Source organism: Actinomadura sp. BRA 177, from assembly GCF_013372625.1.
GTDB lineage: Bacteria > Actinomycetota > Actinomycetes > Streptosporangiales > Streptosporangiaceae > Spirillospora.
This window is the reverse complement of record NZ_JABXFD010000367.1, coordinates 1-25,004: the sequence shown is the minus strand read 5'-3', so window position 1 is coordinate 25,004 and position 25,004 is coordinate 1. Positions and strand designations below refer to the sequence as shown.

At 69.7% G+C, this 25,004-nt stretch carries 26 protein-coding genes and 1 tRNA gene; 14 read left to right on the top strand and 13 right to left on the bottom strand.

All coding sequences use genetic code 11. From position 1 onward, the window contains the following. Positions 1-146: 146 nt before the first annotated feature. Together HUX53_RS20910 and HUX53_RS42595 are read left to right on the top strand one after the other, a co-directional pair. The gene (locus HUX53_RS20910; RefSeq protein WP_176404906.1) at positions 147-1,094 is read left to right on the top strand and encodes a zinc ribbon domain-containing protein; all 948 of its coding nucleotides are present in this window, start codon (positions 147-149) and stop codon (positions 1,092-1,094) included. 771 nt (positions 1,095-1,865) lie between these two features. Next, on the top strand, positions 1,866-2,645 hold the full coding sequence (locus HUX53_RS42595; RefSeq protein ID WP_176404905.1) for an NUDIX domain-containing protein: 780 nt from the start codon (positions 1,866-1,868) through the stop codon (positions 2,643-2,645). On the opposite strand, the gene HUX53_RS20900 is transcribed toward HUX53_RS42595, so the two are convergent. After that, complete coding sequence (locus tag HUX53_RS20900; protein ID WP_176404904.1) at positions 2,642-3,721, bottom strand: XRE family transcriptional regulator; 1,080 nt, start codon at positions 3,719-3,721, stop codon at positions 2,642-2,644. The two genes, HUX53_RS42595 and HUX53_RS20900, sit on opposite strands and share 4 nt — an antisense overlap. Before the next feature lie 348 nt (positions 3,722-4,069). Here HUX53_RS20900 and HUX53_RS20895 point away from each other — a divergent pair, with 348 nt between their 5' ends. The 9 genes from HUX53_RS20895 (at position 4,070) to xerC (ending at position 10,389) form a co-directional block, all read left to right on the top strand. Then, complete coding sequence (locus HUX53_RS20895; protein WP_176404903.1) at positions 4,070-4,216, top strand: hypothetical protein; 147 nt, start codon at positions 4,070-4,072, stop codon at positions 4,214-4,216. 82 nt (positions 4,217-4,298) lie between these two features. Next, positions 4,299-5,423: a sigma-70 family RNA polymerase sigma factor gene (locus HUX53_RS20890; RefSeq protein ID WP_176404902.1), complete on the top strand. Its 1,125-nt coding sequence runs from the start codon at positions 4,299-4,301 to the stop codon at positions 5,421-5,423. Beyond that, positions 5,420-5,638: a hypothetical protein gene (locus tag HUX53_RS20885; RefSeq protein WP_176404901.1), complete on the top strand. Its 219-nt coding sequence runs from the start codon at positions 5,420-5,422 to the stop codon at positions 5,636-5,638. Before HUX53_RS20890 ends, HUX53_RS20885 begins: the two co-directional genes overlap by 4 nt. A 64-nt stretch (positions 5,639-5,702) precedes the next feature. Beyond that, positions 5,703-6,821, top strand: coding sequence for an AAA family ATPase (locus HUX53_RS20880; RefSeq protein ID WP_217919682.1), 1,119 nt, complete (start codon positions 5,703-5,705; stop codon positions 6,819-6,821). A gap of 198 nt (positions 6,822-7,019) precedes the next feature. Further along, the gene (locus tag HUX53_RS20875; RefSeq protein ID WP_176404900.1) at positions 7,020-7,466 is read left to right on the top strand and encodes a hypothetical protein; all 447 of its coding nucleotides are present in this window, start codon (positions 7,020-7,022) and stop codon (positions 7,464-7,466) included. A gap of 355 nt (positions 7,467-7,821) precedes the next feature. After that, positions 7,822-8,031, top strand: a complete 210-nt coding sequence (locus HUX53_RS20870; protein ID WP_176404899.1) for a helix-turn-helix domain-containing protein — start codon at positions 7,822-7,824, stop codon at positions 8,029-8,031. Then, complete coding sequence (locus HUX53_RS20865) at positions 8,028-8,966, top strand: bifunctional DNA primase/polymerase (RefSeq protein WP_176404898.1); 939 nt, start codon at positions 8,028-8,030, stop codon at positions 8,964-8,966. The genes HUX53_RS20870 and HUX53_RS20865 overlap by 4 nt, the downstream gene beginning before the upstream one ends. Further along, a complete protein-coding gene (locus tag HUX53_RS20860; protein WP_176404897.1) occupies positions 8,963-9,190 on the top strand; it encodes a hypothetical protein in 228 nt (75 codons plus the stop codon). The genes HUX53_RS20865 and HUX53_RS20860 overlap by 4 nt, the downstream gene beginning before the upstream one ends. Then, positions 9,187-10,389 carry a tyrosine recombinase XerC gene (gene xerC / locus HUX53_RS20855; RefSeq protein WP_176404896.1) on the top strand — a complete coding sequence of 401 codons (1,203 nt, stop codon included), beginning with the start codon at positions 9,187-9,189 and terminating at the stop codon, positions 10,387-10,389. The genes HUX53_RS20860 and xerC overlap by 4 nt, the downstream gene beginning before the upstream one ends. 79 nt (positions 10,390-10,468) lie before the next feature. Here the strand turns inward: xerC and HUX53_RS20850 are convergent. Beyond that, positions 10,469-10,540 (bottom strand) — tRNA-Val (locus tag HUX53_RS20850). Between the two features lie 79 nt (positions 10,541-10,619). Beyond that, positions 10,620-11,048, bottom strand: a complete 429-nt coding sequence (locus tag HUX53_RS20845; RefSeq protein WP_176404895.1) for a TIGR02611 family protein — start codon at positions 11,046-11,048, stop codon at positions 10,620-10,622. Between the two features lie 267 nt (positions 11,049-11,315). Here HUX53_RS20845 and HUX53_RS20840 point away from each other — a divergent pair, with 267 nt between their 5' ends. Beyond that, on the top strand, positions 11,316-11,729 hold the full coding sequence (locus HUX53_RS20840; RefSeq protein WP_131944314.1) for an SsgA family sporulation/cell division regulator: 414 nt from the start codon (positions 11,316-11,318) through the stop codon (positions 11,727-11,729). On the opposite strand, the gene sthA is transcribed toward HUX53_RS20840, so the two are convergent. Together sthA and HUX53_RS20830 are read right to left on the bottom strand one after the other, a co-directional pair. Then, positions 11,726-13,129 (bottom strand): Si-specific NAD(P)(+) transhydrogenase, encoded by a 1,404-nt coding sequence (gene sthA / locus HUX53_RS20835; protein WP_176404894.1) that lies wholly within the window; start codon positions 13,127-13,129, stop codon positions 11,726-11,728. The two genes, HUX53_RS20840 and sthA, sit on opposite strands and share 4 nt — an antisense overlap. Before the next feature lie 31 nt (positions 13,130-13,160). Next, the gene (locus tag HUX53_RS20830) at positions 13,161-13,796 is read right to left on the bottom strand and encodes a TetR/AcrR family transcriptional regulator (RefSeq protein WP_176404893.1); all 636 of its coding nucleotides are present in this window, start codon (positions 13,794-13,796) and stop codon (positions 13,161-13,163) included. A 125-nt stretch (positions 13,797-13,921) separates the two neighbouring features. Between HUX53_RS20830 and HUX53_RS20825 the strand changes: the two genes are divergently transcribed. Further along, complete coding sequence (locus HUX53_RS20825) at positions 13,922-14,242, top strand: multidrug efflux SMR transporter (protein WP_176404892.1); 321 nt, start codon at positions 13,922-13,924, stop codon at positions 14,240-14,242. Between the two features lie 29 nt (positions 14,243-14,271). Beyond that, the gene (gene ppgK, locus HUX53_RS20820) at positions 14,272-15,114 is read left to right on the top strand and encodes a polyphosphate--glucose phosphotransferase (RefSeq protein ID WP_176404891.1); all 843 of its coding nucleotides are present in this window, start codon (positions 14,272-14,274) and stop codon (positions 15,112-15,114) included. On the opposite strand, the gene HUX53_RS20815 is transcribed toward ppgK, so the two are convergent. The 8 genes from HUX53_RS20815 to HUX53_RS20780 form a co-directional block, all read right to left on the bottom strand. Further along, positions 15,111-17,813 (bottom strand): alpha-mannosidase, encoded by a 2,703-nt coding sequence (locus HUX53_RS20815; protein WP_309237342.1) that lies wholly within the window; start codon positions 17,811-17,813, stop codon positions 15,111-15,113. The two genes, ppgK and HUX53_RS20815, sit on opposite strands and share 4 nt — an antisense overlap. Positions 17,814-17,839: 26 nt before the next feature. Beyond that, positions 17,840-18,628, bottom strand: a complete 789-nt coding sequence (locus tag HUX53_RS20810) for a CehA/McbA family metallohydrolase (RefSeq protein ID WP_255205460.1) — start codon at positions 18,626-18,628, stop codon at positions 17,840-17,842. Positions 18,629-19,032: 404 nt separating this feature from the next. Continuing rightward, entirely contained in the window at positions 19,033-20,133 is a 1,101-nt protein-coding gene (locus HUX53_RS20805; RefSeq protein WP_176404888.1) for an ABC transporter ATP-binding protein, read from the bottom strand. Then, on the bottom strand, positions 20,133-20,960 hold the full coding sequence (locus tag HUX53_RS20800; protein ID WP_176404887.1) for a carbohydrate ABC transporter permease: 828 nt from the start codon (positions 20,958-20,960) through the stop codon (positions 20,133-20,135). Before HUX53_RS20800 ends, HUX53_RS20805 begins: the two co-directional genes overlap by 1 nt. After that, entirely contained in the window at positions 20,957-21,883 is a 927-nt protein-coding gene (locus HUX53_RS20795) for a carbohydrate ABC transporter permease (RefSeq protein ID WP_176404886.1), read from the bottom strand. The genes HUX53_RS20800 and HUX53_RS20795 overlap by 4 nt, the downstream gene beginning before the upstream one ends. Next, positions 21,855-23,282: an extracellular solute-binding protein gene (locus tag HUX53_RS20790; protein WP_255205459.1), complete on the bottom strand. Its 1,428-nt coding sequence runs from the start codon at positions 23,280-23,282 to the stop codon at positions 21,855-21,857. Before HUX53_RS20790 ends, HUX53_RS20795 begins: the two co-directional genes overlap by 29 nt. 80 nt (positions 23,283-23,362) lie before the next feature. Next, positions 23,363-24,193, bottom strand: a complete 831-nt coding sequence (locus tag HUX53_RS20785) for an aminodeoxychorismate lyase (protein WP_309237341.1) — start codon at positions 24,191-24,193, stop codon at positions 23,363-23,365. A gap of 180 nt (positions 24,194-24,373) precedes the next feature. After that, a partial coding sequence (locus tag HUX53_RS20780; protein ID WP_176404885.1) for a helix-turn-helix transcriptional regulator occupies positions 24,374-25,004 on the bottom strand: 631 nt, incomplete at its 5' end.

Sequence of the window (25,004 nt, the reverse complement as noted above, 5' to 3'; positions counted from 1 at the left end):
GCGGCCCGTCACCGGAAGGAAGATCGTGGCTGGTCATCGTCACTCTGCTCAGTACCCGTTCTCGCCCTGTTCACATCAGTTAGGGAACTTCATCCCCTTGTGTCCCACCTGAGCCTGACACAGAGGGGGGACGCCACGAGCCGCTAGTGGACGAAGACCTCTTCGAGCGTGTCCAGGACGTCCTCGACTCCCACGCGGTCGCCGGGGAGCGCCAGCGTGTTCACCACCATTACCTCAAGGGGACCGTGTTCTGCGGCTACTGCTGGAAGAACGGCGTCACCCAGCGCCTGGCCATCCAGCAGGTCGTCAAGGCCGACGGCAGCCAGTACAGCTACTTCTTCTGCCGTCGCCGTCGTGACGGATCCTGCCCCGGCCCACACATCGGCATTCACTGGATAGAAGATGCTGTCACCGAGCACTACCGTCAGGTCCGCTTCTCCCCCGCCTTCATCGCCGAGGTTCGCGGGCACATCAACCAGGCGATCGCCGACGAAGAACATGACGCCCGCCTGCTCCGGCAGCAACTCACCTCCGAGCTCAAGGCTTTGGATACCCAAGAAGACAACTTGATCGAGCTGGCCGCCGGCGGTGCCGCCCAGGGCAAGATCAGGACCAAACTTCACGAGATCGAGCGCCAACGGCAGCGCCTCAAGGACCGTCTCACCGTTACCAACGAGGACCTGTCGACGAGCGCTCGCTTGATCGACATCTGCCTGCGACTACTGGAAGACCCCTACGCGCTCTACCTGCGCTGTGACGACGAGCAGCGCCGGCTGCTCAACCAGGCGATCTTTCACGCGGTTTATGTCGAGGAGGAGGACGTCGCCGGGCACCACTTGCAGCAGCCTTTCGCTCGCCTCCACAACCTCCAGGAAGCCCAACGGCAGGCAGCCACCGACAAGCCCGACCCAGGAGCTGGTGTCGCCTCCACACAGACCGACAACGCCAGCAGGGCCGCCTCCCATACGGAAGACGGCCCTGCTGGCGCTTCTAGCCTGCGGCTCCTACTGGGCCGCATAGACCTGGTCCAAGGTTCTAATAAGACCTGCAAGGTGGGCGATACTGGGTTCGAACCAGTGACCTCTTCGGTGTGAAGCATCTTCATGTTCGTTTATCCAGGTCAGAACGACCGTCACTCCCCCTGCGACCGTCCGCTGACGTCCACCACGGTCCACCCGGTTATGTGTTGATCGTCATGCAGTCCGTCAGGCAGACACGGCCCCCGACCTGCCCCGGCGGAGACACGGGGACAACGGGGACAAGCCCGGTTCCGGGGTGTCCCCGCAAAACCGGCCGCTGACCTGCGACGGGGACACGGGGACAGCGGGGACAGCATCTGATCCCCTATCCCTCTAGGTCTAGAGGCGGGTACCTCTAGACCTAGAGGTGGTTCTAGAGGTGGCTTCGCCCCCTGACCTGCTACCTAACCCCTAGAGGCAGGTTCCGATGTCCGACCTGATTCCCTCGTTCGAGGGGTTCACGACGGGGTCGGCCCCGCTTCTAGGCGCCCCGCTCTCCCGGCCCGAACCGGTAGCGGCACGCCGACCCGAGGTAGCGCCACCGCTACCGCCTCCGACCTGCGTCGCTTTCCAACGGCGCAACCCGCCGCTACCCGCTCACCTGCTCCGACCTGCGCGGTAGCGGGTAGCGGTGGAACAGGCAACAACTCGACTCAGCCGACCCTAAGGGGGTACGACGCCCCCCCAGCTGGCGCCCGCTACCCCGCCGGCGTGCGCCAGCTGGCGCACGAGGGCCCCCAGTGAGTGAGACTCGAAAGCAACCACCCGGTTCGCTTGAACATCGCTGTAACGTGGGCTACAGCACTGGTGCGCACCTCTCAACAAGCCGGAAGGATGGTAGAGGCCGTGGGGGACGTGACGACACGGGTAGAACAGACCGTCCGCGAATGGCTCAACTCGGGCAAGTTCAAGCCGGGCGACAAACTCCCCTCTGAACGAACGCTAACCGAGGAACTAGACGCTGGCAGGACAACGATTCGACTTGTACTTACCCGCCTTGTATCGGAAGGGCTTCTCAGGGTTGGCCACGGACGTGGTTACTTCGTTAGCGAAGCCCTACGTCGCTCCCCCAACGATGGCAAGGAACTAGAACCGTGGCGCATCCACGGCGAACGAACGCTTTATGATAACCGATGGGTGAAACTGACCCTCGTTGACGTTGAGCCGCCCGGAGTCGACCGCTTCCAGCATCATGTTGTGCGCCTTCACCGCGTGTCTATCGCCGCAATCATCGACCGGGATAACCGAGTCCTGATGCTCTGGCGATACCGCTTCGTCCCGGACCAGTGGGGTTGGGAACTTCCCGGAGGGATTGTCGAGCCTGGCGAGGATCCCAAGGAAACGGCCTTGCGGGAATGCGAGGAAGAGACAGGATGGCGCCCTCACAGACTTGAGCACATTGTGACCTTCGAGCCCATGATTGGCATGGTCGACTCACCGCATGAAGTCTTCGTCGGAAGCGGAGCGACGAAGGTAAACGAACCGGTGGATGCTGAAGAAGCTGGCGAAGTAGCTTGGATACCACTGGCTGATGTGCCCGAAATGATGCGTCGAGGTGAGTTGCTCGGTTCGGGGACGCTCGTTGCCCTGCTTCATATCCTCGCCACCCGAAAGGCCGCAAGCTAGCCGCTTTCAGTGACTGTCCTAGACAGTTGGCCAATCCTGCGCCGGAATCGGACCGATCCCGTCCTGTTCGCAATCAGACGTGCGGCCCGGATTTGCTCGTTAGCATCGCCGTATTCACCGCGCAGCAGATGCGCGTGCGCCAGGTCGCAATGCAGCCCAGCACGGGCGCGGCTGAATGTCGGGTCCATACCTTCTAGTACCTCGTAAATGCTGCTTACAGCGTGTTCCTCGCCCAGCAGAGCGGCTGTATGGCTTTGCCAACGCTCTAGATGGGCACTATTGAGGAAGATGCTCGCCATGTCCGGATCTCTGACATCAGTCGTCTCTGGCATGGCAGTAGACGCCTTATCAAGAGCCCTCTTAGCCGACTCCACATCTCCGGCAAGCGCGCACAGTTCAGCTTCGGCTGACAACAGCCACGCCTTGAGTCTCGGCGAGACCTTATCGCCACCCACATGCTGAGCTTGACGAATAAGCGCAACAGCCAACTCGGACTTTCCGGCATCCGAAAGAACGTAGGCTTGCTCGCCCGTCGCGTGCGCCAGATAGAGCATGTCACCAGCTTCGAGAGCGGCCCGCTTGCCTAGCTCGTAATGCCTCCAAGCGCGGTCAGCTGCGCCAACATCCAACGCTTGCCATGCTGCGAGAGTTGCGGCACCTGCAAGAGCGCGCCCTAAAGGTTGCCGCGCCTCTGGTAAGACAGCGAACGTGAGCGCGTCTTGCAGGGTTGTGAGATGGGCGTTCATCTGGTCTACAAGGCCGCTGGCACCTAGTTGCCTATCCTGCGTCCTGAGGATTTCCGTTTGACCTAGGAACGTGTCCACCATGGACGCGCTAAGAGCATGAGCTGAGTCGATTCGTTGCACGAGTACGTCATATCCATCGGCGTGCGGCGATGGGTCATTTTCGGCAAATAGCTCATCGTTCGTCCAGCCGAGCAGCGCCCGCAATATCGCTGCATAGTCTTCTGATACCGCGCGCCTGCCGTTCTCCCACTCTGAGACGTACACGCGAAGGCTTGCGGTTGACGCAACGTTGAGCACATGTTTCTGAGCAAACAGCTCTATTTCGCGCACTAGACGGCTCTGAGACCAGCCGTGCGCCGCACGAGCATCCCGAAGCTTCGTCGCTCTCAACTCCCGAGGTTGAACTCAGCGGTCTAGCTAGAGGATGCCGCACCGATTCCGCAGGCAACAAGGGGTTAACCGCACCGTGTTAACCCCTGTTGGCTTCCGAGGTGGGTAGTCCGTGCAGTTCCCTCGAAGTGTCAGGAGGTCCACAAGGCCGAACCGATCAAGGAAGAGGGGTTGACACTGGTGCGAACCAGTTTGCAAACTGGTGCGCACCAGCTGACGACTTGCACGGACCTCAGCGGACACAGCTAGGCCCCGCCGGGGCCGAGGCATCGAGTGTTTGGAGCGCGGATGTTTCCGCAGAAGGCAAGCAAGATCCCCCAGGTGATCGCGGGAATCGCGGTTGCGATCTACGCCGTGAACCACCCCGAGAAGGCCGCCGACCTGGTCAATCAGGTCATCTCGGCTATCGCGACGTTCGCCGGCGCCCTGGGCTGACCGGCTCCCCACCCACGCAAGAGGCCCCGGCGGGGTCGCACCCCCGCCAGGGCCGGAGCATCGAGTGTTTGGAGACTCAACGATGCAGCTCAACCGTACCTCGCCCCCCGGTGACGGGCTACCGGACGAGACGCTCGTCAAGGCGTTCCAGGACGGCGACCGTGAGGCGGTCGCCGCGCTGTACCTGCGCTACTTCGACCAGGTCGCCGGGTACGTGCGCAAGCGCCGTACCCGTGTGTCGGCCGCCGAGTGCGAAGACCTGGTGCAGGAGATCTTCACTGACGCGCTGGCCGAGTTGGGCGACTGGCGCGACGACGGCCGGTCGAACTCGTTCCGCCGCTGGCTGTTCGGCCGCGTGGCGCACTTCGTGCTGTACAAGGACGGCCGGGAGTACTGGGTGCGCCGTCAGGCCTACTTCCGCAGCGAGGACGCGTTCCGCCGGGAACTGCGCGACAACCCCGACCAGGCGGCGCCGTCCGGTGCGGTCGCGGCCGGGCTCGGTGAGGCGCTGCGCAGCAAGCTGGGCACGCTGCGCCCGCACTACCGGCAGGTGCTCGAACTGCGTTACGTCGAGGGACTGTCGATCGACCAGACCGCCGAGGCGATGGGCCGCACGGCCAGTTCGGTCAACAATCTGGCCGCCGCCGCGCTGGCCGAACTCCGCGCGCCCAAGCAGGTCAAGCACGACCGCGCGGACAAGGTCACCCGGATCGTTGCCGCCGCCCGGCAGGTGCTCGCTGAGTACGGCGAGGACGGGTTCACCGTCCGCGCGGTCGCCGAGGTCGCCGAGGTCAGTCCCGCGCTGGCACAGCACTACTTCGGATCCCGCGCTGCGCTGCTGTCGGCCGCTCAGGGCGACCCGGCCGCAGTGGAGGCGCTGCGTGCTCCCAAGCGGGTCACCTACGACCGGGGCGACAAGGTCGCCCGGATCCTGACCGCCGCCCGGCAGGTGCTCGCCGAGCGCGGCGAGGACGGGTTCAGCCTGCGGGCGGTCGCCGAGGTGGCCGGGGTGAGCAACGCGCTTCCCGCGCACTACTTCGGGTCCCGTGACGGGCTGCTGTCCGCCGCCCGCAACGGCGACCAGCCCGCCGAGGGTCACCGGCCGGTCATCGGCCGGCGGGCGGGCGGGCCGCGCTCCGCCGCGATCGGGTGCCGGTCCACCGACGGTGGCGCCGCGCTGGCCGGGGCGATGGGCGGTGCGCGATGACCGGCGCTCGTCTGGTGATCCTGGCCGCGCTGGCGCTGCTGGTGCTGTTCGGCTGGCCGGTGGCCGTGGCCATCGGTGCGGGCGCGGTCGTGGTGGCACTGGCCGCCGGACGGCGCACGGTCCGAGAACTGCGCGGGGCGTGGTGGCTGGTCACGGTGCAACGCCCCGGCCTGCTGGCCGGTCCGCACCCGTCGCTCGTGTCCCCCGTTCCCTGACCGCCTCCATGTCGCGGACCGGCCCGGCCCGGTTCCGCCCCGTGCCAAGGAAGGACTGTCTGTCTTGGCTGACTCCACCCACACCAACGGACACCGCCGCCCGTCCGGACCGTCCGCGCTGCTGTCCGGCGCGGCGATGCCGGACGGACCGGCGGACGGTCCACCACCCGACCCCGGACCGGTCCCCGGACCGAACCTCGGACCGTCCGCCGACCTGTCCGGCGCGCGTCCGGGTGGACCGTCCCGGCGTATCGCATGGACGGCGGCCGAACTGCTGTCGGCGGAGTTCCCGCCGCCCCGCTGGGCCGTCCCCGGCGTGCTCGCCGAGGGCGTGAACCTGCTGGCCGGTCCGCCCAAGGTCGGCAAGTCCTGGCTCGCCCTGGCGCTGGCCGTCGCGGTCGCCACCGGCGGCAAGGCACTCGGCGCTATCGAGGTGGACGCCGGACCGGTGCTGTACCTGGCACTGGAGGACACCGGCCGCCGTCTGCAATCGCGGCTGTCGAAGGTGCTGGCCGACCGCGACGTCTGGCCCGAGACGCTGTCGTTCGCGATCGAGTGGCCCGCGCTCACCAGCGGCGGCGATGCCCAGTTGGCCGCATGGCTGGACGACCACCCGTCCGCGCGGCTGGTCATCGTGGACGTGTTCGCCAAGGTGCGCGGCACCGTGGCGCCCGGCATGTCGGCCTATGACGCCGACTACCTGTCCATGAGCCGGATCAAGGCCGTAGCCGACCACTACGGCGTCGCGGTCATGCTGATCCACCACACCCGCAAGGCCACCAGTGACGACTTCCTCACCGACGTGTCGGGAACCAACGGGCTGGCCGGGGCAGCTGACGCCACCCTCGTACTACGCCGCACCCGCGGCGAGGCCGACGGCATCCTTCACGTGGTCGGTCGGGACGTCGACGAAGCCCAGTACGCCATGGCGTTCCGCCCCGAGTTGGGCACCTGGCAGATGCTCGACAAGCCCGCCGGCGAACTGGGCATCTCCGACACCGCCGCAACGATCCTGGCGCACCTGCGCAGCAACGAGGGGGAAGGCCCCAAGCAGATCAGCGACGCCACCGGTCTGAGCTACGAACTGGTCAAGAAGACCGTCGCCCGGATGACCGGCAAAGGGCAGCTCGACACCGACGGGCGAGGCCGCTACTTCGCCCCCACCGACGGGCACGCCGCATGAACACCCGTCGCCTGAGGCCCTACGCGACGCGTCGCACCTGGCAAGCCCGACGCGTCGGGCCGCCGGGCCCCATGGGGGTCAAGAGCTGTCCCCGCTGTCCCCGTGTCCCCGTCGCAGGTCAGCGGCCGGTTTTGCGGGGACACCCCGCAACCGGCGTTGTCCCCGCTGTCCCCGCCACTGTCTCCCGACCGCCCCACGATGGGAAGTGACGTGATGATGAACCGAGCCACTGGCGCCGCGCACACCGCGCACCGTGACCAGTACAACGCCGCCGCGGCCGACGCTCGCCGCACCATGACCGCCCTGACGGCGCACGGTGGCCGCACCGCCCGCCCGGCCGACCCGTGGGTCGGTCGCCAGCTGGCGAACCTGCGCGCCGCGCTGCTGTCCGGGCGCGGCCAGATGTGCCCGCACATCGGCACCGCGCCCCGCGTGATCCACGCCGCCGTGTGGGCGCCCGGCCGCCTGGTCTGCCCCGGCTGCGTGTCCACCCTCACCCCCGACCCGGCCGAAGACGCCACCTGCGACCGGTGCCGCCGCACCGCCGACCCGATCCACCCCACCGTCGCCCAGTCCGGGCCGCTGCTGCTGACGTTCGGACTGTGCGGCCCGTGCCTGACGCGCACCGGACGGGCCGCCGCATGACCGCTAGCGCTAGCGGCCCCCACTGCTAGTGCTAGCAGTCCCGCTAGCGGCTCATCCGGCGCTGAGCAGCGCGCTAGCGCCTAGCAGGCTTCCCGCCGCACCCCGCGAAAACTGCCTCAGGGAGGGAGTTTCGACCCCCCGCCGCTGTGCCGCTAACGGACGGCACGGCGGCGGGAAACCGGGTCTACCCGTAGCGGTCGGCCCGCTACCCGTAGACCCCCCTCGTAGACCCCAGACCGGCACCTGACCACGCGTGTAGCGCGTAGACCCCCCGATCGTCCGAGCGGCCCCGGCGGACTCACCGCCAAGCAACCCCGCCGGGGCCGCACCCCTCTACCGAGAGGCACCACCCATCATGACCGCTGAGTCCCTGCCCATCCCGGCAACCCTGCGACTGTTCAAGGTCGAAGAGGCCATGACCCTGCTGGCGCTCTCGCGCAGCGTCATCTTCGAGGAACTGCGCGCCGGTCGCCTGCGGTCGGTCACCGTCGGCCGCGCCCGCCGCATCCCCGGTGCCGCCATCGCCGAGTACATCGCCCTGTTGGAGCGCGAGGCGGCGGCATGAGTGCGCCGCACCCCCCGGCGCTGCTGTCGGCCGCGCTCGACTACGCCGCGCGCGGCTGGCACGTCTTCCCGCTGCAACGCCCCGACACCAAAAAGCCCCCGGTGGCCGACTGGGAGAACCGCGCCACCACCGACCCCGCCCGTATCCGCCGCTGCTGGTCCGCCGGGCCGTACAACGTCGGCATTGCGTGCGGCCCGGCCGGGCTGCTGGTCATCGACCTGGACACGCCCAAGCCCGGTGAGCGCCCGCCGGCGCCCTGGGACGGCGAACCCGGCATCAGCGACGGCGCTGACGTGTTCGCCGCGCTGTGCGAGCGAGCCGGACAGCCCTTCCCCACCGACACCTACACCGTGGCCACCCCCTCCGGCGGGCGGCACCTGTACTTCACCTCACCGCCCGACCTGGCGCCGATGCTGCGCAACACCACCGGCCGTCACCGCACCGGCCTGGGATGGCTGATCGACACGCGCGGCGGCGGCGGGTACGTCCTTGCCCCGCCCAGCACCGTCGCCGGGCGCCCCTACCGCGTCGTGACCGACGTCCCCCCGGCCCCACTCCCCGAGTGGCTGTCAGGGCTTCTGAGCGCCCGCCGTGCCGCCCCCCTCCCTGGAGTGCATCCCCAACCCGCCGGGTGCGTCAGTGACGCTTCGGCCTACGTCCGGGCTGCACTCCAGGGGGAGGGACAGCGCGTCCGGGCCGCCGCGCCCGGTGGCCGCAATCACGCGCTCAACAAAGCCGCCTACAACCTCGGTCGCCTCGTCGGCGCCGGCGTCCTGCCCGAAGGAGTCGCCTACACCGCTTTGTCCGACGCCGCCACAACCCACTTCGGCACCGGCCCCGACGCCATGACTCCCGGAGAGGCACACGGCACCATCCGATCCGGCCTGGCCGCCGGAATCCGCAACCCCCGTCGACTCCCCCGGAAGGCCGCATGATGCCCGCACCGATCTACCCGCCGCAATGGTGGATCACCGTCCCGGAGATCTGCGATGCGTTGCGCGTCACCCCGCGCGAGCTGGCGAACTGGGCCAGTCGCGGACGCGCACCCGCCCCCGAAGCCTGCCCCGACGGCGTTCAACGCATCCACCGCACCCAATACAACACCTGGCTCGACTCCATGACCGAACACACCCCCGAAAGCGAGGACACCGACCGATGACCAACGACGACGACGCAAAGCGCCGACCGCGCGGTGACGGCGGACTCCGTTGGAGCGAAAAGCGTCAACGGTGGATCGCTGAAGTCACGATCGGCTACACCCCGCAGGGAAAGCGCATCGTTCGTTCGGCCAGCGACAAAAGCAAGACCCGCGCACTCAAGAAGCTGCACGAGAAACTACGCGACCGCGCCGACGGGTTGCCCAGCGAAGACAGCCGATACACCGTCGCCCAAGCCGTCGAGAACTGGCTCGACTACGGGCTAAGCGGCCGGGATTCCAACACCGTCACAACCAAGCGCTTTCTCTCGAGCAAGCACATCGTTCCGGAGTTGGGCGCCCGCAAACTCCGCGAACTCTCCGCCGACGACGTTGACGCATGGCTTAGCCGGAAGGCCAGGGAGGTCAGTACCCGAACCTTGCAAGAGCTGCGTTCGATCCTCACGCGCTCCGTCGCACGAGCCCAAGCGCGAGACAAGGTCAAGCGAAACGTGGTCCTGCTGTGCGAACTTCCTAAGGGACGTCCCGGCCGCCCTTCCAAGTCCCTGACAGTCGAACAGGCCGCATCGGTATTGGACGCTGCCGAGAACGCGCGTCCATGGCTTCGTGCGTACGTCGTCCTGTCACTGCTGACCGGCGCCCGGACGGAGGAACTTCGAGGGCTCATCTGGCCGCACGTCGTGGCGTACGACGAAGACCGCCGGGAATGGCGCACGGTGGAGGTCGGGGGGTGGGAACACGAGGAGTTCGCCATGCACGTCTGGCGCTCCGTACGCAGGGGCGGCGACACCAAAACAGCCAAATCCCGCCGCACGCTGAAACTCCCTCGTCGCTGCGTGGCAGCGTTGCGGGATCTCTGGGAGTTGATGCCACAGGACCGGCGTACCGGCCTCGTGTTCGCCACACGTACCGGCGGAGAGCTGAGCGCCGGCAACGTCCGCCGGGAGTTCCGCCGCGTAGCAACACGTGCGGGTCTCACCGCGTCCGAATGGACGCCGCGCGAGATGCGGCACAGCTTCGTGTCCCTGCTATCCGACAGCGGCGTTCCTCTCGAACTCATCTCGCGTCTGGTTGGGCACAACGGCACGACGGTCACTGAGAAGGTCTACCGTCAGCAGATCCGTCCCGTCATGGAGGAGGGGGCGACCGCTATGGACCTGATCTTTCCCGAGGTCAACGACGGGACGCAGTCAGGCAGCTAGTCAGTCCTGACGCATGAGAGACGCAGAGAGGCCGCTTCCGGATGACCGGAAGTGGCCTCTGACCTTGACTGATACAGGGTGGGCGATACTGGGTTCGAACCAGTGACCTCTTCGGTGTGAACGAAGCGCTCTCCCACTGAGCTAATCGCCCGGGCCGCCGTGGCGGGCGGTCCGACGTCCGAAACTCTAGCGCATGTTGCGGGGTGGGCGCGCCGCCTTGGCGGGCGGCGTCAGGTCCAGAACGTGGGGTCTTCTATGTGCCAGGGGAGGGTCGGGCCGTAGATGACCAGGTAGGCGGCTGCCGCGGCGGCCAGGAGGCCGGCGGTGAGGGTGCCGAGGATGGTGTTGCGGCGGCGGCGCCGGGGGTCGAAGGCCTTCTCCTTGGCGCGGTCGGCGGCGGTCTTGGCGCGGTGGAGGGCGCGCTGGGCCCAGGCGAACTCCGTGGCGAGGATCGCCAGGCCGATGACGATGCCGAGGAGGCCCGGGCCGGGGGTGACCATCATGACGAGGCCGCCGATGAGGACGGTCGCGCCGACGGCGAAGACGCCGGCGCGCCAGGCGGTGTTGAGCAGCGGGTTGCGCCGTACCCGGGCCCGGAAGCGGTGGAACAGGCCGGGTTCCTCCGGAGGCGGGGCGACCTTTTCATGATTGATTGCCACGCATTTACTTTAAGCCAGATCTTGCCGCGGCGAGGACGCCGGGAAGGGCATGAAGCGACCTGGACAGATCCCCGCAAGATCGGCTTTTGCGCAGGTCAGACGCAGGTTTTGCTACGGTGAGATGGGTCACAGGCCCGGGGGGCGCCGGAATGTTCGACCGGGATCAGGCAGTTAGGCGTCATAGATCGCGGGGATGTCCGTGAGAGGGAGAACCACCCCACCGGAGCACCCCGCGAGCCAGCGGGACCGACGTAAGAGGGAATGGCCATGAACAGCAGTACCACCGTCTCAGCACAGCTGGGCCTTCGTCTCGTCGTCCCCGACCGCACGACCGTTCCCCTGCTCGCCGGGCTCGAGTACGCGGCCGACGACCCGTACGCGATCCGGATGGCCTTCTACGTGGGCGACGACGAGCCGGTGGAGTGGATCTTCGCCCGGGAGCTCCTCACGGTCGGCATCGTGCGCAGGGTCGGGGACGGGGACGTCGAGGTCTGGCCGGCCGACGACGACGGCTCGCTCAACATCGCGCTGTCGTCCCCGTTCGGGGACGCGTTGTTCGAGGTGCCGCTGTCGCCGCTCGCCGACTTCCTGCACCGGACGTATCAGGCCGTGCCCGCGGGTGAGGAGAGCGAGTTCATCGATATCGACGCGGAGCTCGAGAACCTGCTCTGGCCGTCCTAGCCGGAGAGGCGGGCGATGTGGCGCATCTTGTTCATCGCGTCCAGGGCGGCGACCTTGTAGGACTCGGCGAGGGTCGGGTAGTTGAACACCGCGTTGACCAGGTAGTCGACGGTGCCGCCGCAGCCCATGACGGTCTGGCCGATGTGGACGAGTTCCGTGGCTCCGGTGCCGAAGACGTGGACGCCCAGGAGGCGGCGGTCTTCGGGTGAGACGAGGAGTTTCAGCATCCCGTAGGAGTCGCCGATGATCTGGCCGCGGGCGAGTTCGCGGTAGCGGGAGACTCCTACTTCGAAGGGGACCTTGGCCTCGGTGAGGGCGTCCTCGGTGCGGCCGACGAAGCTGATCTCGGGAATCGTGTAGATGCCGATGGGCTGCGTCTCGTTGATGTCCGAGACGGGTTCGCCGCAGGCGTGGTGCGCGGCGAGGCGGCCCTGCTCCATCGAGGTGGCGGCGAGGGACGGGAAGCCGATCACGTCCCCGACCGCGTAGATGTGCGGAACCTCGGTGCGGTAGTCGGCGTCGACCTTGATCCGGCCGCGGTGGTCGGCGGCGAGGCCGGCGGCGTCCAGGCACAGGTCGTCGGTCATGCCCTGCCGTCCGGCCGAGTACATGACGGTGTCGGCGGGGATGCGCTTGCCGCTCTCCAGGACGGTGATCGCCCCGTTCGGCATCCGCTCGACGGACGCGACCGACTCGCGGAACCGGAACGTGACGGCCAGGTCGCGCAGGTGGTATTTGAGCGCCTCGACGATCTCCAGGTCGCAGAAGTCCAGCATGCGTTCGCGGCGCTCCACGACGGTGACCTTGGTGCCGAGCGCGGCGAACATCGAGGCGTACTCGATGCCGATGACGCCGGCGCCGACGACGACCATGGTCTCCGGGATGCGGTCCATGTTGATGATGCCGTCGGAGTCGATGATCGTCCGGTCGTCGAAGTCGACGGTGTCGGGACGGGCCGGGCGGGTGCCGGTCGCGATCACGATGCGGTCGGCGGTGACCTTCTGCTCCCGGTCGCCGGTGCCGGTGATCCCGATCGTGTTGGGCTCCAGGAACCGTCCCGTGCCCGCCAGCACGGTGACGCGGTTGCGGGCGAGCTGGCTGCGGACGACGTCGGTCTCCCGGCCGATGACGTGCTGGGTGCGCATGCCGAGGTCGGCGACGGTGATGTCGTCCTTGACCCGGTAGCTCTGCCCGTAGAGCTCGCGCTGGTTGAGGCCGGTCAGGTACAGGACGGCCTCGCGCATCGTCTTGGACGGGATCGTCCCGGTGTTGATGCAGACGCCGCCGATCATGTCGCGGCGGTCGACGATGGCGACCTTGCGGCCGAGCTTGGCGGCGGCGATGGCCGCGCGCTGCCCGCCGGGGCCGGATCCGAGCACGAGGAGATCGAAGTCGTTCACGCACCCAGTCTGGCGGTACGTCCCGGTCCCGTTAAAGGCTTTCGCCGGACGGATCGCGATTCGTCCTGTTCAGGACGGGGATCAGGCCCTCGGCGAGGACGTCCAGGCCGGCCTTGACGCGGCCGAGCGGCATGCCGCGCGTCCGCCGCTGGTACAGGAACAGGTTCGCGGCGAGCGGCGCGAGGAACGCGTCGGCGAGGTAGGCGGCGTCGGCGCCGGGACGGATCTGGCCGAGGAGCATGGCCAGGTGCCTGTGGTAGAGCGCGTATGAGCCGTCCCGGAAGCGGGCGCCCGGCGGGTCGGATTCGGCCATGACCAGGAGGTCGGCCTGCGCCTCGGTGCGGTCGGCGAGCGCGTGCAGGAAGGCGCGCAGGCGCTCGGGCGGGGACGCGCCGGGCCCGAGCGGCGGCGGCCCGTGGATGAAGGCGTCCTGGAAGTCGCGCTCGCGCTCGTCGATCACCGCGTAGACGAGCCGGGCGCGGTCGCCGAAGCGCCGGTAGACGGTGCCGACGCCGACGCCGGCGGCCCGTGCGACCTCGTCCATCGAGAGGGCCTCGGGCCCCCGGGCCGCGATCACCTCGGCGGCGGCGCGCAGGATGCGGCGGCGGTTCAGGGCGGCGTCCGCGCGCTCGGCGGGCGGGCGGCCCGCGACGGGCAGTTCCCGCATGTCGGTCTCCGTCCGGGGGATCGTGCTCCGGCAGGCTACCGGAGAGGGCTCCGCTTCATGGTTGTATCCGGAACATTCTCCGGTTAACGTCAAGCGGAGGCATTTCCGGTTAAGGGGGTTGCGTCGTGGCCTGGGTCTTCCTGCTGATCGCGTCGCTGATGGAGCTGGTGTGGGCGACGGCGCTGAAGGAGTCGGACGGCCTGACCAAGCCGTGGCCGACCGCCATCGGCCTCGTGGTCGCGCTGGTCAGCGTGGTCGTCCTGTCGCTGTCGTTGCGCACCCTGCCGGTCGGCACCGCCTACGCGGTCTTCACCGGCCTCGGCGCGCTCGGCGTGGCGGTGGTCGGCATGATCGTGTTCGACGAGAGCACGTCCCTCGCCCGGGTGGGGTTCCTGGCGCTGATCATCGTCGGCGTGGTCGGCCTGCAGTTCGCCGAGAACTCTTAGCCCCGGCGAAGATCGGGCACAGTGCAGGCATGGCAAGGGAGATGCTCGGGATCGACATCGGCGGGTCGGCAATCAAGGGGGCGCCGGTCGAGCTGTCCGGCGGCGCGTTCGCGCGGGAGCGGTTCCGGATCGAGACGCCGCGGCCCGCCCGGCCCAAGGCGGTCGCGAAGGTCCTCGCCGAGATCGTGGACCACTTCGGGTGGGACGGCCCGGTGGGCGTCACCTATCCCGGCGTGGTGATCAACGGTGTGGCGATGTCGGCGGCGAACGTGTCCAAGCGCTGGCTCGGGCTGGACGCGGCGGCCCTGTTCGCGGACGTCACCGGGCGCGAGATCACGCTGCTCAACGACGCGGACGCGGCCGGGCTGGCGGAGATGCGGCTCGGCGCGGGACGCGGCCGGCCCGGCACCGTCGTCGTGCTCACGCTGGGCACCGGCATCGGCAGCGCGCTGTTCACCGACGGCGTCCTCGTCCCGAACACCGAGTTCGGGCACATCCAGATCAACGGGAAGGACGCCGAGCTGCGGGCATCGGCGAAGGCCCGCACGAGCGAGGACCTCAGCTGGGCCGAGTGGACGGAGCGGCTCGGCGAGTACATGGCGCACCTGGAGGCGCTTGTCTCCCCGTCGCTGATCATCGTGGGCGGCGGGGTGAGCCGGAAGTCCGCGCACTTCCTGCCGCTGATCGAGGGGGTGCGCGCGGAGATCGTCCCGGCGCGGCTGGTGAACAACGCGGGCATCGTGGGCGCGGCGATGGCGGCGGCGGCCGCGCATCCGGCGGAGACCGCCGAGCCCGCGCCGCGCAGGGTCCGGACGTCCGGGGCGACCGGCGGGGCGCAGCGCGAGCGCGGCACCGCCCAGGCGGCCCGCTAGGACGTTCTGAGCCGCACGGTCGCGATCTCCCAGGGGCGCAGCGCCAGCGTGGCGGTCCCGCCGTGCACGTCGAGCGGGATGCCGGGCCGTCCGCGCAGGTCGACGCGGACGGCCTCGGTGAAGTCCCCGCGCAGGACGGCCGTGGTCGGCTCGGTGCACTGGGCGGCCATCCGGGTCTCGGTCCAGCCGTCGCGGCCGCGCAGCGAGGTCATGACCACGCCGTCCCCGGTGATCGCGAGGCCCTCCCGGGACGGCGGGACGGACGCGGAGGCGTGCCCGTAACCAGCGGCGGTGAGAAGGTCGTGCCGGTATGCCTCGGCCGCCTGGAGTACGGCTGATCCGGGCCGTTCGCCGTCGTAGGGCATCACCGCCATCCCGACCGTCCGCTCACCGCGGCACTGCGCGCCGGGGGTGGCTAGCTGCGGCCCGGCGGGCTGGTCCCGGTAGGCGTTGCGGTCCCGGGAGAGGTGGCCGATCGCGCGCAGCAGCGTCAGCGCCATCTCCCGCCCGGCGCCGGTGATCTCGTACTCGGTGACGTGCTCCAGCAGGACGGCGATGCCGCCCGCCGCGACGAATCCGGACGCCGGATACGTCGGCACGGGCCGCTCCCCGAAGCCGCCCTCGGCCGTCAGCCCCCGCTCGGTGATCGCGAACTGGCCCTCGGCGAAGGACGAGTCCGCCTGGCGCGGCAACGACAGGTGCAGCCGGACGCGGTGGTCGTCGCAGCGGTTGTCGAACGTGACCCGCAGCCGCAGGAACGGCTCGCCCGCCCGCAGTTCGGCGCACGTCGTGACCGTTACGTCCTCCTCGGCCTCGGATCGCGCGTCGCCAGGCAGGTCGCCGGACGTCGGCCACCGGTAGGTCCGGACGATGTCGAACGCGGCGACGAGCGGCCCGTCCGACACGCGTTTCACGTCCACGGTCACCGGGTCGCCGACGATCCGGTCGTGGGCGGGCGGCGCGTAGTTGTAGGAGTCGCCGAGGTCGCCGCCGTCCACGATCCGCCCGACGCCCTCGATGACGTGGCCGGACGGGGTGCGCAACCCGAGCGTGCCGTCGGTGTGCACCTCGGCGCGCAGCAGCCCGTTGTCGAGGACGTTCCCCTCCAGCGTCACCGGGCCTTCCTCGGGCTGCGAGGCCGGCACCGGCCGCACGGTGGTCAGCCCGAGCGGCGGGACGTCGACGAGCGCGGCGACGGTGCGGCGCGGGTCGGCCAGGATCCGGACTCGCCACTCCCCTTCCGCGTCCCGCAGCGCCTCCCGCACCTCGTTGATGTCGAACGGGACGTCGGCGCGGGACGTCACGTGGAAGGTGAGCGTGCGGTCTTCGCGCGACACCGACCAGTCGCGGATCTCCTGCCCGAACAGCACCCGCCCGTACACCCGCTCCAGCAGGATCGGCAGCTCGGAGGCCGGATGGACGGCGTCGTCCAGCACGGTCGGCGCGATGTCGAGGGTCTGCACGGGCACCGGCCGCCCGTCCCCCGTCACCAGGCCCGGCTCCCCTTCGCACGGAATGTCCAGCGTAACCACGCCGGTGCGCGGCGCCGGGGTCGGGTTGAACACCAGGTGGGAGCCGAGCGGGACGGACGCGGCCCGTTCGGCGGTGACGAGGTCGCAGACGGCGCGGCCGAGCTGGTCCGCCTCGGCCATGTGCGCCGCGACCTGGTCGGCGGTCTCGTCGCAGCCGCAGCCGGTGACCGAGTCGTGGCAGCTCGACTCGATGAGCCGCCGCCACGCCAGGTCGAGGAACGTCTGCGCGTCGCCCGCGTACCAGAGCGCGGTCAGCGGCTCGGCGTACCGCTCGACGCGCCGCTCCGCGCGTCCCAGCAGCTGCTTGAGCCGGACGCGGGCGGAGATCACCCCGGGCAGGATGTTGGCGCGGGCGTGCGACCGCAGCTCGCCGCGGACGTGCGGCAGCCCGTCCACCGAGGCCCGCTCCCCCGCGAAGAACCCGGCGAGGGTGTCCAGCCGCATGCCGAGCCCGGCGGCGGCGACCCGGTCGGCGAGGTCGGCGGCGGGCGCGGTGTGGTCGGCGCCGTACATGGCCAGCAGCGGGCCGCCGTGCGGGGACCAGCGGCCCATCGCCTCGGCGAACCCGGCGACGCGGCCGGGCAGCAGCGACGCGCCGTCCCCGAACTCCTCGAACATCGACGCGGCGTTGCCGTAGCCGCCCTCGGGCAGGTACCGGGTGCGGATCGCCGTCCCGTCCGGCGCCTCCCACGCGAACGCGCAGGCCCGGACCCGCTCCGGGACGCCCCGCCACACGCACGCGTGCTCGATGCCGGCGAGCCGCAGGATCTGCGGCATCTGCGCGCAATGCCCGAACTGGTCGGGCAGGTAGCCGACCATCATCGCGGCGCCCAGCTCCTGCGCGCGGCGCATCCCGAGCTCCAGGTTCCGGACGATGTTCTCCCCCGAGCACAGGAACTCGTCATGCAGGATCTGCCAGGGCCCGACGGCGAGCCGGCCCTCCCGGACGAGCGCGGCCAGCCGCTCGCGCCGTTCGGGACGGATCTCCAGGTAGTCGTCGACCGCCGCCATCTGGCCGTCCAGCGTGAAGTGCCAGCGCGGATCGGCCTCCATCCGGTCGATGACGCCGTCGAGCAGCGACACCAGCCGGAGCCGGAAGCGCTGGAACGGGAGGTACCACTCGCGGTCCCAGTGGGTGTGCGGCACGACGACGATCTCGGAAGTCACCGGGTCCTCTACCCGCGCTGTGTTCTCTACCCGCACAGTGCGATCACCTCGTTCTCGTGGCTCTCCAGGCGATGCATGCCCGGACATTCCGCCGGTATCCGGACCAGATCGCCGCGGACGGCCGTGCGACGCCCATCGGGCTGGACGAGCACGGTCCCGTCGGCGCCGATGGCGATCAGGTCGCCCTCGACGCGCAGCAGGACGGGCGCGTCCCGCCCGGCGGACACGGCCGTCCGTCCGGCGACCAGGCCGCCGAGCACGTCGTCGTCCTCGGTGAGCACCCAGGTGCAGGGCTCGCCGAGGGTCTTGTGCTGGGCCGGGTCGTGGAAGTCGCTGCCGCCGAGCGGGACGAGCCCGCCGGGACGCCACAGCTCCGCCCAGGCCAGCGGGGCGCCCCAGCGCCGGTCCCACCAGGATGAATGCCACAGCTCGGCGAATCTCGGCCGCCATTCGGCGGGCAGCGGGCGGCGCCAGGCGCAGTCGCCGCTCAGCGGATGGTTGATCGACATCAGCCCGCCGCGCGCGACGGCGAACGAGGCCCAGTCGGCACTTGGCCTGCGGAAATCCACCCAGCCGGTGGCGCCGAACACGTTCGCGTGCCCGAGGTCGGTGGTGACTTCCTGGCCGGGCAGCAGCAGGACGCCGGCGTGCGCCCCGGCGGCGGGCAGCTCGGGATGGTGGCTGACCGTGTTGTGGTCGGTCACCGCGAGGTAATCCAACCCTTGCCTCGCGGCAAGACACGCCAGTTCGTGGACGGTGAGCGTTCCGTCGCTGTGGACGGTGTGGGAGTGCAGGTCACCTGCGAGCCATCGCATGCCGTCCGGGGCAGGGAGTTCGCGACGCGGAGGACGTTCCGGCCGTGGAGGCAAGGTCTCGTCCGGTCGCGGTGGTATCGAGGTCGATGTCGTCACCGTGACCTCATACGGGACGCCATCGGGCGGTATGCGGTGAAGCCCGAGCCAGACGTGCCATACGCCCGGTTCGAGTTCACCTGGCAGGTATCCAGGGGTCGCCCAGTCCGCGCTTATCGTGTACCGGCTGCGCGCCCCACCGGACCAGCCGCGGAACCCGTTCGGCCCATGGCAGCCCAGGTCGATGACGCCTCCCTCATGGGACAGCTCGACCGTGACCGATGCCGTGCCCGGCGGGACGTCAAAAGGGAGTTCACGAAGCCCCTGCACGAGCCGGTCTTCCAGGCTCCAGCGCCCGCGATGCACCGTCATCCGTGTCCCCCGTCCTTGGCCAGCGGCGCCATCGACCGGCCGCCCTCCGTCACCAGTTCCCCGTCGCGATACAGCAGGACGCGGCCGGGGCGCGGCACGGCCCATCCCTGATCGTCCGGCTCGGGCTCTCGTCCTTCGCCGACCACGACGTGCAGCGGCTCCCCCGCCACGTCGAGCGTGACCAGCGAGTTTCCGCCGAGATGTTCGACCACGGAGACCTGCCCGCCGAACGCCCCGTCTACGGGCGTATCGCTGTAATCGAGATACTCCGGTCGTACCCCGCACACGACGGACTCCCCGTCAGCCATGCCGGGTGCCGGCAGCTCGATGCCGGCCACGGCCACGGCACCGTCCTGGACGCGTCCGGGCAGAAGGTTCATGGGCGTGGAGCCGATGAACGACGCGACGAACAGGTTCGCGGGACGCCGGAAGACCTCCACCGGTGTTCCGATCTGCCGGATCCGTCCGTTCTCCATGACGGCGATGCGGTCGGCGAGCGCGAGCGCCTCGGCCTGGTCGTGCGTGACGAACACGGTGGTGACGGCGAGTTCCTTCTGCAGCCGCTTCAGGAACGTCCGGGCCTCCAGGCGGAGCCGCGCGTCGAGGTTGGACAGCGGCTCGTCCAGCAGGAAGATCCGCGGCTCGGCGACCAGCGCGCGGGCCAGCGCCACCCGCTGCTGCTGCCCGCCCGACAGCTCCCCCGGCCGGCGCCGCTCCAGCCCCTCCAGGCCCAGGTACGTCCCGGCCTCCGCGGCGCGCCGGTGCCGGTCGGCGCGGCTCCGCTTCTTGATCCGCAGCGGGTAGGCGATGTTGTCCAGGACGGTCATGTGCGGGAAGAGCGCGTAGTCCTGGAAGACCATGCCGACGTCGCGGCGCCCCGGCGGCAGCCGCGTCACGTCCCGCTCGCCGAGGTGGACCGTCCCGCCGGTCGCCGTCTCCAGGCCCGCGACCGTGCGCAGCAGCGTCGTCTTCCCGCAGCCGGACGGGCCGAGCAGCGCGAAGAACTCGCCGTCCGCCACGTCGAGGGCGAGCGTGTCCAGGGCCCGGACGCCGCCCGGATAGACCTTCGTCAGCTCCCGAATGGTGATGGCCGCCATCAGCGCTTGATCCCTCCGTGGAAGCGGAACCCGTACCGGCGGCTCACGAACAGGTACATGAGGACCACCGGCAGGGAGTACAGCAGCGAGAACGTGGAGATCAGCGGCAGGTCGGGCTGGCCGCCCTCGGTGTAGAAGGTGTACATGATCACCGAGGCGGGGGCCTTGTCCGGATCGCGCAGCAGCAGGAACGGCATGAGGAAGTCGCCCCAGACCTGCGCGACCGTCCACACCGCGACCGTGGCGAGGCCGGGCCGGATCACCGGGGCGACCACGTGCCGCAGGATCTGCAGCGGGGACGCGCCGAACACCCGCGCGGCCTCCTCGTAGGACGTGGGCGTCGCGTCGGTGAAGTCCTTCAGCAGGAAGATCGCCGCCGGGAGCAGCCCGCCGGTCAGCACCAGGATCACGCCGAGCCGCGAGTCGATCAGGTGCAGGTTGAAGGCCAGCAGGAAGATCGGCACCATCGCCGCCGTCCCGGTGATGATGGACGACAGCAGGAGCAGGACGTACAGCAGCGCGTCCCGTCCGGGCACCCGGACCCGGCTCAGCGCGTACGCCGCCAGCGCCGCCGACGTCACGACGAGCGCGGCCGTCCCGGCGGCGAGCAGCACCGAGTTGCGCAGCGACGCGAGCGCGTACGGGTTGTCCAGCAGGACCTCGAAGTTGTGCAGCGTGAAGTCGGGCAGGGACGCCGCTATGCCCGGATTCGCGTCGAACGGCGCGAACGCCAGCCAGAGCAGCGGCAGCGCGAAGAACCCGAGGACGGCGGAGACGAACGTGGCCAGGCCGATCCTGCGCAGCGCCTCCCGGACGGTCTCGTTCACGCGGTCGCCTCCCCGCGGTTCCGGAGGGCGCGCAGGTAGACCAGCGCGATCACCAGGTTGATCAGGATCATGATCAGCGAGATGGCGGCGCCGAAGCCGAGCCGGCCGTCGCCGAGGGCCGTCCGGTACACGTAGACCGACATGATCTCCGAGCGTCCGTCCGGGCCGCCGGCCGTGATCAGGAACGGTGTGAAGTCGTTGAACGTCCAGAGGCTGATCAGCAGCAGGCTCGTCAGCACATGGCCGCGGATGCGCGGGAGCACCGCGTCCCGCAACGTCTGCAACGTCGACGCGCCCGCGAGCCGGGTCGTCTCCAGATGGGACGGTGGAACGTTCCCGAGCGCGGCGCCGTAGAGCATCATCGAGAACGCGGTGCCGCGCCAGATGTTGAACACGATGATGCACGCCATCGGATGGTCGAGCAGCCACGCCGTGCCGGGGGTGCCGAGCAGCGCGTTGAGGGTGCCGCCGTCGCGGTCGAGGAGCGCGATCCAGAGGAACGCGATGACCGAGGACGGCAGGATCCAGGCGAGCAGGACGACCCCCTCGACCAGTCTCCGGATGGGGCCAGCGCGGTCGCGTATGACCCACGCGATCGCGAACCCGAGGACGGTCTGGCCGATCACCGCCGACCCGACGACGAACTGCAGCGTCAGCCACAGCGATCGGTGGAACTCCCCGTCGCCGAGCACGTTCCGGTAGTTGTCCAGGCCGACGAACTGCGGGTCGCTCGCCGCGATGCCGGTGAGGCGGTAGTCGGTCGTGCCCAGGTAGAGCGTCCAGAGCGCGGGGAACACGAGGAACACCGCGACCAGGACGAGCGCGGGCGCGACGAACGCGGCGGCGCGGCCCCGTCCGAGGCCGGCCGCGTCCTCCCCGAAGTGTGCTCTGACGTCAGCGCGGGGTGACGTGGGCGGCGCCACCGACGATCCCTTCGAGCTTCTCGGTGTATTCGGCGGCGGCCTGCTGCGGCGTCTTCCCCGACACCACGGCGGCCGTGGCCTCCTGCAAGGCCGTCGAAACCTGCGGATACACCGCGAGGCCGGGACGGTACGACGTGACGGGCAGGACCTTCTCCGACACGAACGTCAGGAACGGGTCGCCCGCGAGGATCTCCTTGTTGACGTCCGTCCGGGACGTGATCTCGGGGGTGCCGGCCGTCCGCGCCTTGATCATCTCCGCGGAGTTCATGAAGGCGAGCAGCTCGAACGCCTGCTGCGGGTACTCGGTGTTCGGGTTGAGGACGGTGACCGAGCCGCCCGACATGCTCACGAAGTCCTGCCCGCGGACGCCCTTGCCTGGTGAGATGGCCGGGATCAGGGCGTAGCCGACGTCCTGGTCGCGGGTCTTCATCTTCGCGACGCCGGTCTTCGGGTTGATGACGTCCCGCCAGAAGTAGTCGCCCTCGGCCAGGATGCCGATCTTGCCGGCGGCGAACTCCTCGAACGACTTGTCGCGCCCCTTGGCCTCCTGCTGGAGCTTGGGGTCGCCGAGGCCCTCGCTGCCGTAGATCTGCGCATACAGGCCGAGGGCCTGCTGGACGGCGGGGCCGCCGCCCGTCCACTTGCCGTCCGTGTAGATCTCGGCTCCGGCACCGGCGAGCATGGGCAGGAACCCCTGCATCGTGGTCGCCTCGCCCATCGCGGTGCCCGCGTTCAGCTGGATCGGGGTCACGCCAGGGAGCTTCTTCAGCGCGCGCGCCGCCGCGATGATGTCCGGCCAGCTCCTCGGCTGCCAGTCGGCGGGGAGACCGGCCTGCGCGAACAGCTTCTTGTTGAAGTACAGGAGGCGGCCGTCGGTCGCGGGCGGGACGCCGTAGCGCTCGTCCTCGAACATCGCCAGCTTTTGGACCGATCCAGGGATCTTCGTCCAGCCGTCCCAGGCGTCCGCCGGGGCGCCGACGACCTCCGACAGCGGCTTGATGTACCCGGCCTGGGCGAACTCGCCGACCCAGATGCCGTCGATGTCCATGATGTCGGCGCCCGACCGGGACTTCAGGTCCAGCGCCAGCTTCGTCTTGTACGCCTCGTCGTCCACGCCCTGGCCGCGGAACGTCACCTTCGCGGTGACGCCCTTCGCCTTCTGCGCCGCGACGAACCGCGGGATCACCGACTTCGTGATCCACTCGGCCTCTTCGGTGTTCTTGCCGCCCTCGATGGCGTTGCGGGTGATCGTCAGGGAGAAGCTCTTGGCGTCCTTGCCCCGATCGGGATCCGTCGAGGATCCGCCGCCGCCGCACCCGGCGAGCACCGCGCCCGCCATGACGAGCGCGGCCGCCGCGCCGATCCGCCTCCTGGAGAAGTCCCTACTGGAGAAGACCATGGGGTGACCTCCTACAAGCGTCACCTCGAACGTGAACGATGAAATCGATCACGTAAAGACTTCGGCGGCCACTTCTTTGATCAAGGGTCCATGAGTTCGGCGGAGCGGGCCGCGAACGCCTCCATGGCCTTGGCGGTGACGGGGCCGGGGGCGGCCGGGAGGACCGTGCCGTCCACCGCACGGATCGGCTGGACGTCGCGGGTGGTGGACGTCAGGAACGCCTCGTCGGCGCGGTACAGGTCGTCCAGCGCGAGGTCCTCCTCCTCGCCGCCGAACCACTCCAGCGCCAGGGCGCGCGTCACCCCGGCCAGGCAGCCCGACGACAGCGGCGGCGTGACGAGACGTCCGCCGAGCACGACGAAGATGTTGCTGCCCGTCCCCTCGCACAGGTTCCCGGCGGTGTTGCCGAAGATCGCCTCGCCGCCGCCGCGCTCCCTGGCGTAGGCGAGCGCGAGCGCGTTCTCCGCGTAGGACGTCGTCTTGAGGCCGGACAGCGCGCCGCGCTCGTTGCGCGGCCACGGCACGACGGTCACGTCCGCCGTCGCGGGGAACGGGTCCTGCGGCCCGACGATGATCGACACGGTCGGCCCCGCGTCGCCGCGCGCCGACCCCAGCGGGCCGGGGCCGCTCGTGTAGGTGATCCGGATGCGGGCCAGCGGCCACTTCGGCGCGGCGGCCAGCACTTCGAGGGCGCCCTGGGCGAGGACGTCGTGGTCCGGTTCGGGCAGGCCGAGGCCCGCCGCCGAACGGGCCAGCCGGCGCAGATGGCGGGTCAGCGCGAACGGCTCCCCGTTCGTCGCCTTCACCGTCTCGAAGATCCCGTCCCCGACGAGCATGCCGTGGTCGAAGACCGACACCATCGCCCGCTCGGGGTCGATCAGTTCCCCGTTCAGCCAGATCCTGGCCGTCACCGATAGCCACCTCCCCAATCGCCCGAGCCGGCGTCGGCCCGGCCTCGCGCCGTTCGCGGAGCGGCGGGAGTCCACCCACCCGATGGCCCCCACAGTACGGCGCGCGCGGCGAGGTGTTCGAAGTTTTCCGGCATCATCGGCCCGCTCGCCCCACCGAACCGGGACGAAACACCACGACGGTCAGGTCAGCACGCAGCCGAACGAATCCGCGAGGCCAGTCATCCCCGCCTCCGTCACGACCAGCGCCCGCCGGGTCGTCCCCCGCTCGAACCAGCCCAGCTCGATCATCCGGCCGGTCAGCGCGGACCCCAGCGCCCCGTTCAGATGCGGGCGCCGCTCCGTCCAGTCGAGGCACTGCCAGGCGAACCTCCGCCGCGCCCGCCGCAGCGCCGCGACGTCCAGGCCCAGCGCCCCCAGCCGCTCCTCGCCCTTCTCCGTCACCTCGAAGGCCTCCTCGCCGTCCGGCTCGATCAGGCCGCCGTCCAGCAGCGCCGCGAACAGCGCCACCCCCGCCGCCCCGGCCAGGTGGTCGTAGCACGTCCGCGCCTCGTGCAGCCGCCGCGCGTCCCGCGACTGCCGCAGGCTCCGCACCCGCACCGGCGGGCTGATCCGCGACATCGCCTCGATGACCTGCGCGACCTCGTCGCTGCGCAGCCGGTAGTACCGGTGCCGGCCCTGCTTGACCACCGTGACGAACCCGCCGTCCAGCAGCCGCCCCAGATGCGCGCTCGCCGTCGGCGCGCTCACCCCGGCCAGGCAGCCCGACGACAGCGGCGGCGTGACGAGACGTCCGCCGAGCACGACGAAGATG

Excerpts from the sequence above, each read along its gene's own strand:
- HUX53_RS20885 (WP_176404901.1), top strand. The coding sequence starts at position 5,420 with ATGACCGGCGCTCGTCTGGTGATCCTGGCCGCGCTGGCGCTGCTGGTG.
- HUX53_RS20895 (WP_176404903.1), top strand. The coding sequence starts at position 4,070 with ATGTTTCCGCAGAAGGCAAGCAAGATCCCCCAGGTGATCGCGGGAATC.
- HUX53_RS20890 (WP_176404902.1), top strand. The coding sequence starts at position 4,299 with ATGCAGCTCAACCGTACCTCGCCCCCCGGTGACGGGCTACCGGACGAG.
- HUX53_RS20840 (WP_131944314.1), top strand. The coding sequence starts at position 11,316 with ATGAACAGCAGTACCACCGTCTCAGCACAGCTGGGCCTTCGTCTCGTC.
- HUX53_RS20790 (WP_255205459.1), bottom strand. The coding sequence starts at position 23,282 with ATGGTCTTCTCCAGTAGGGACTTCTCCAGGAGGCGGATCGGCGCGGCG.
- HUX53_RS20875 (WP_176404900.1), top strand. The coding sequence starts at position 7,020 with ATGGGAAGTGACGTGATGATGAACCGAGCCACTGGCGCCGCGCACACC.
- HUX53_RS20860 (WP_176404897.1), top strand. The coding sequence starts at position 8,963 with ATGATGCCCGCACCGATCTACCCGCCGCAATGGTGGATCACCGTCCCG.
- HUX53_RS20810 (WP_255205460.1), bottom strand. The coding sequence starts at position 18,628 with ATGCGATGGCTCGCAGGTGACCTGCACTCCCACACCGTCCACAGCGAC.
- ppgK (WP_176404891.1), top strand. The coding sequence starts at position 14,272 with ATGGCAAGGGAGATGCTCGGGATCGACATCGGCGGGTCGGCAATCAAG.
- HUX53_RS20805 (WP_176404888.1), bottom strand. The coding sequence starts at position 20,133 with ATGGCGGCCATCACCATTCGGGAGCTGACGAAGGTCTATCCGGGCGGC.
- xerC (WP_176404896.1), top strand. The coding sequence starts at position 9,187 with ATGACCAACGACGACGACGCAAAGCGCCGACCGCGCGGTGACGGCGGA.
- HUX53_RS20865 (WP_176404898.1), top strand. The coding sequence starts at position 8,028 with ATGAGTGCGCCGCACCCCCCGGCGCTGCTGTCGGCCGCGCTCGACTAC.
- HUX53_RS20830 (WP_176404893.1), bottom strand. The coding sequence starts at position 13,796 with ATGCGGGAACTGCCCGTCGCGGGCCGCCCGCCCGCCGAGCGCGCGGAC.
- HUX53_RS20870 (WP_176404899.1), top strand. The coding sequence starts at position 7,822 with ATGACCGCTGAGTCCCTGCCCATCCCGGCAACCCTGCGACTGTTCAAG.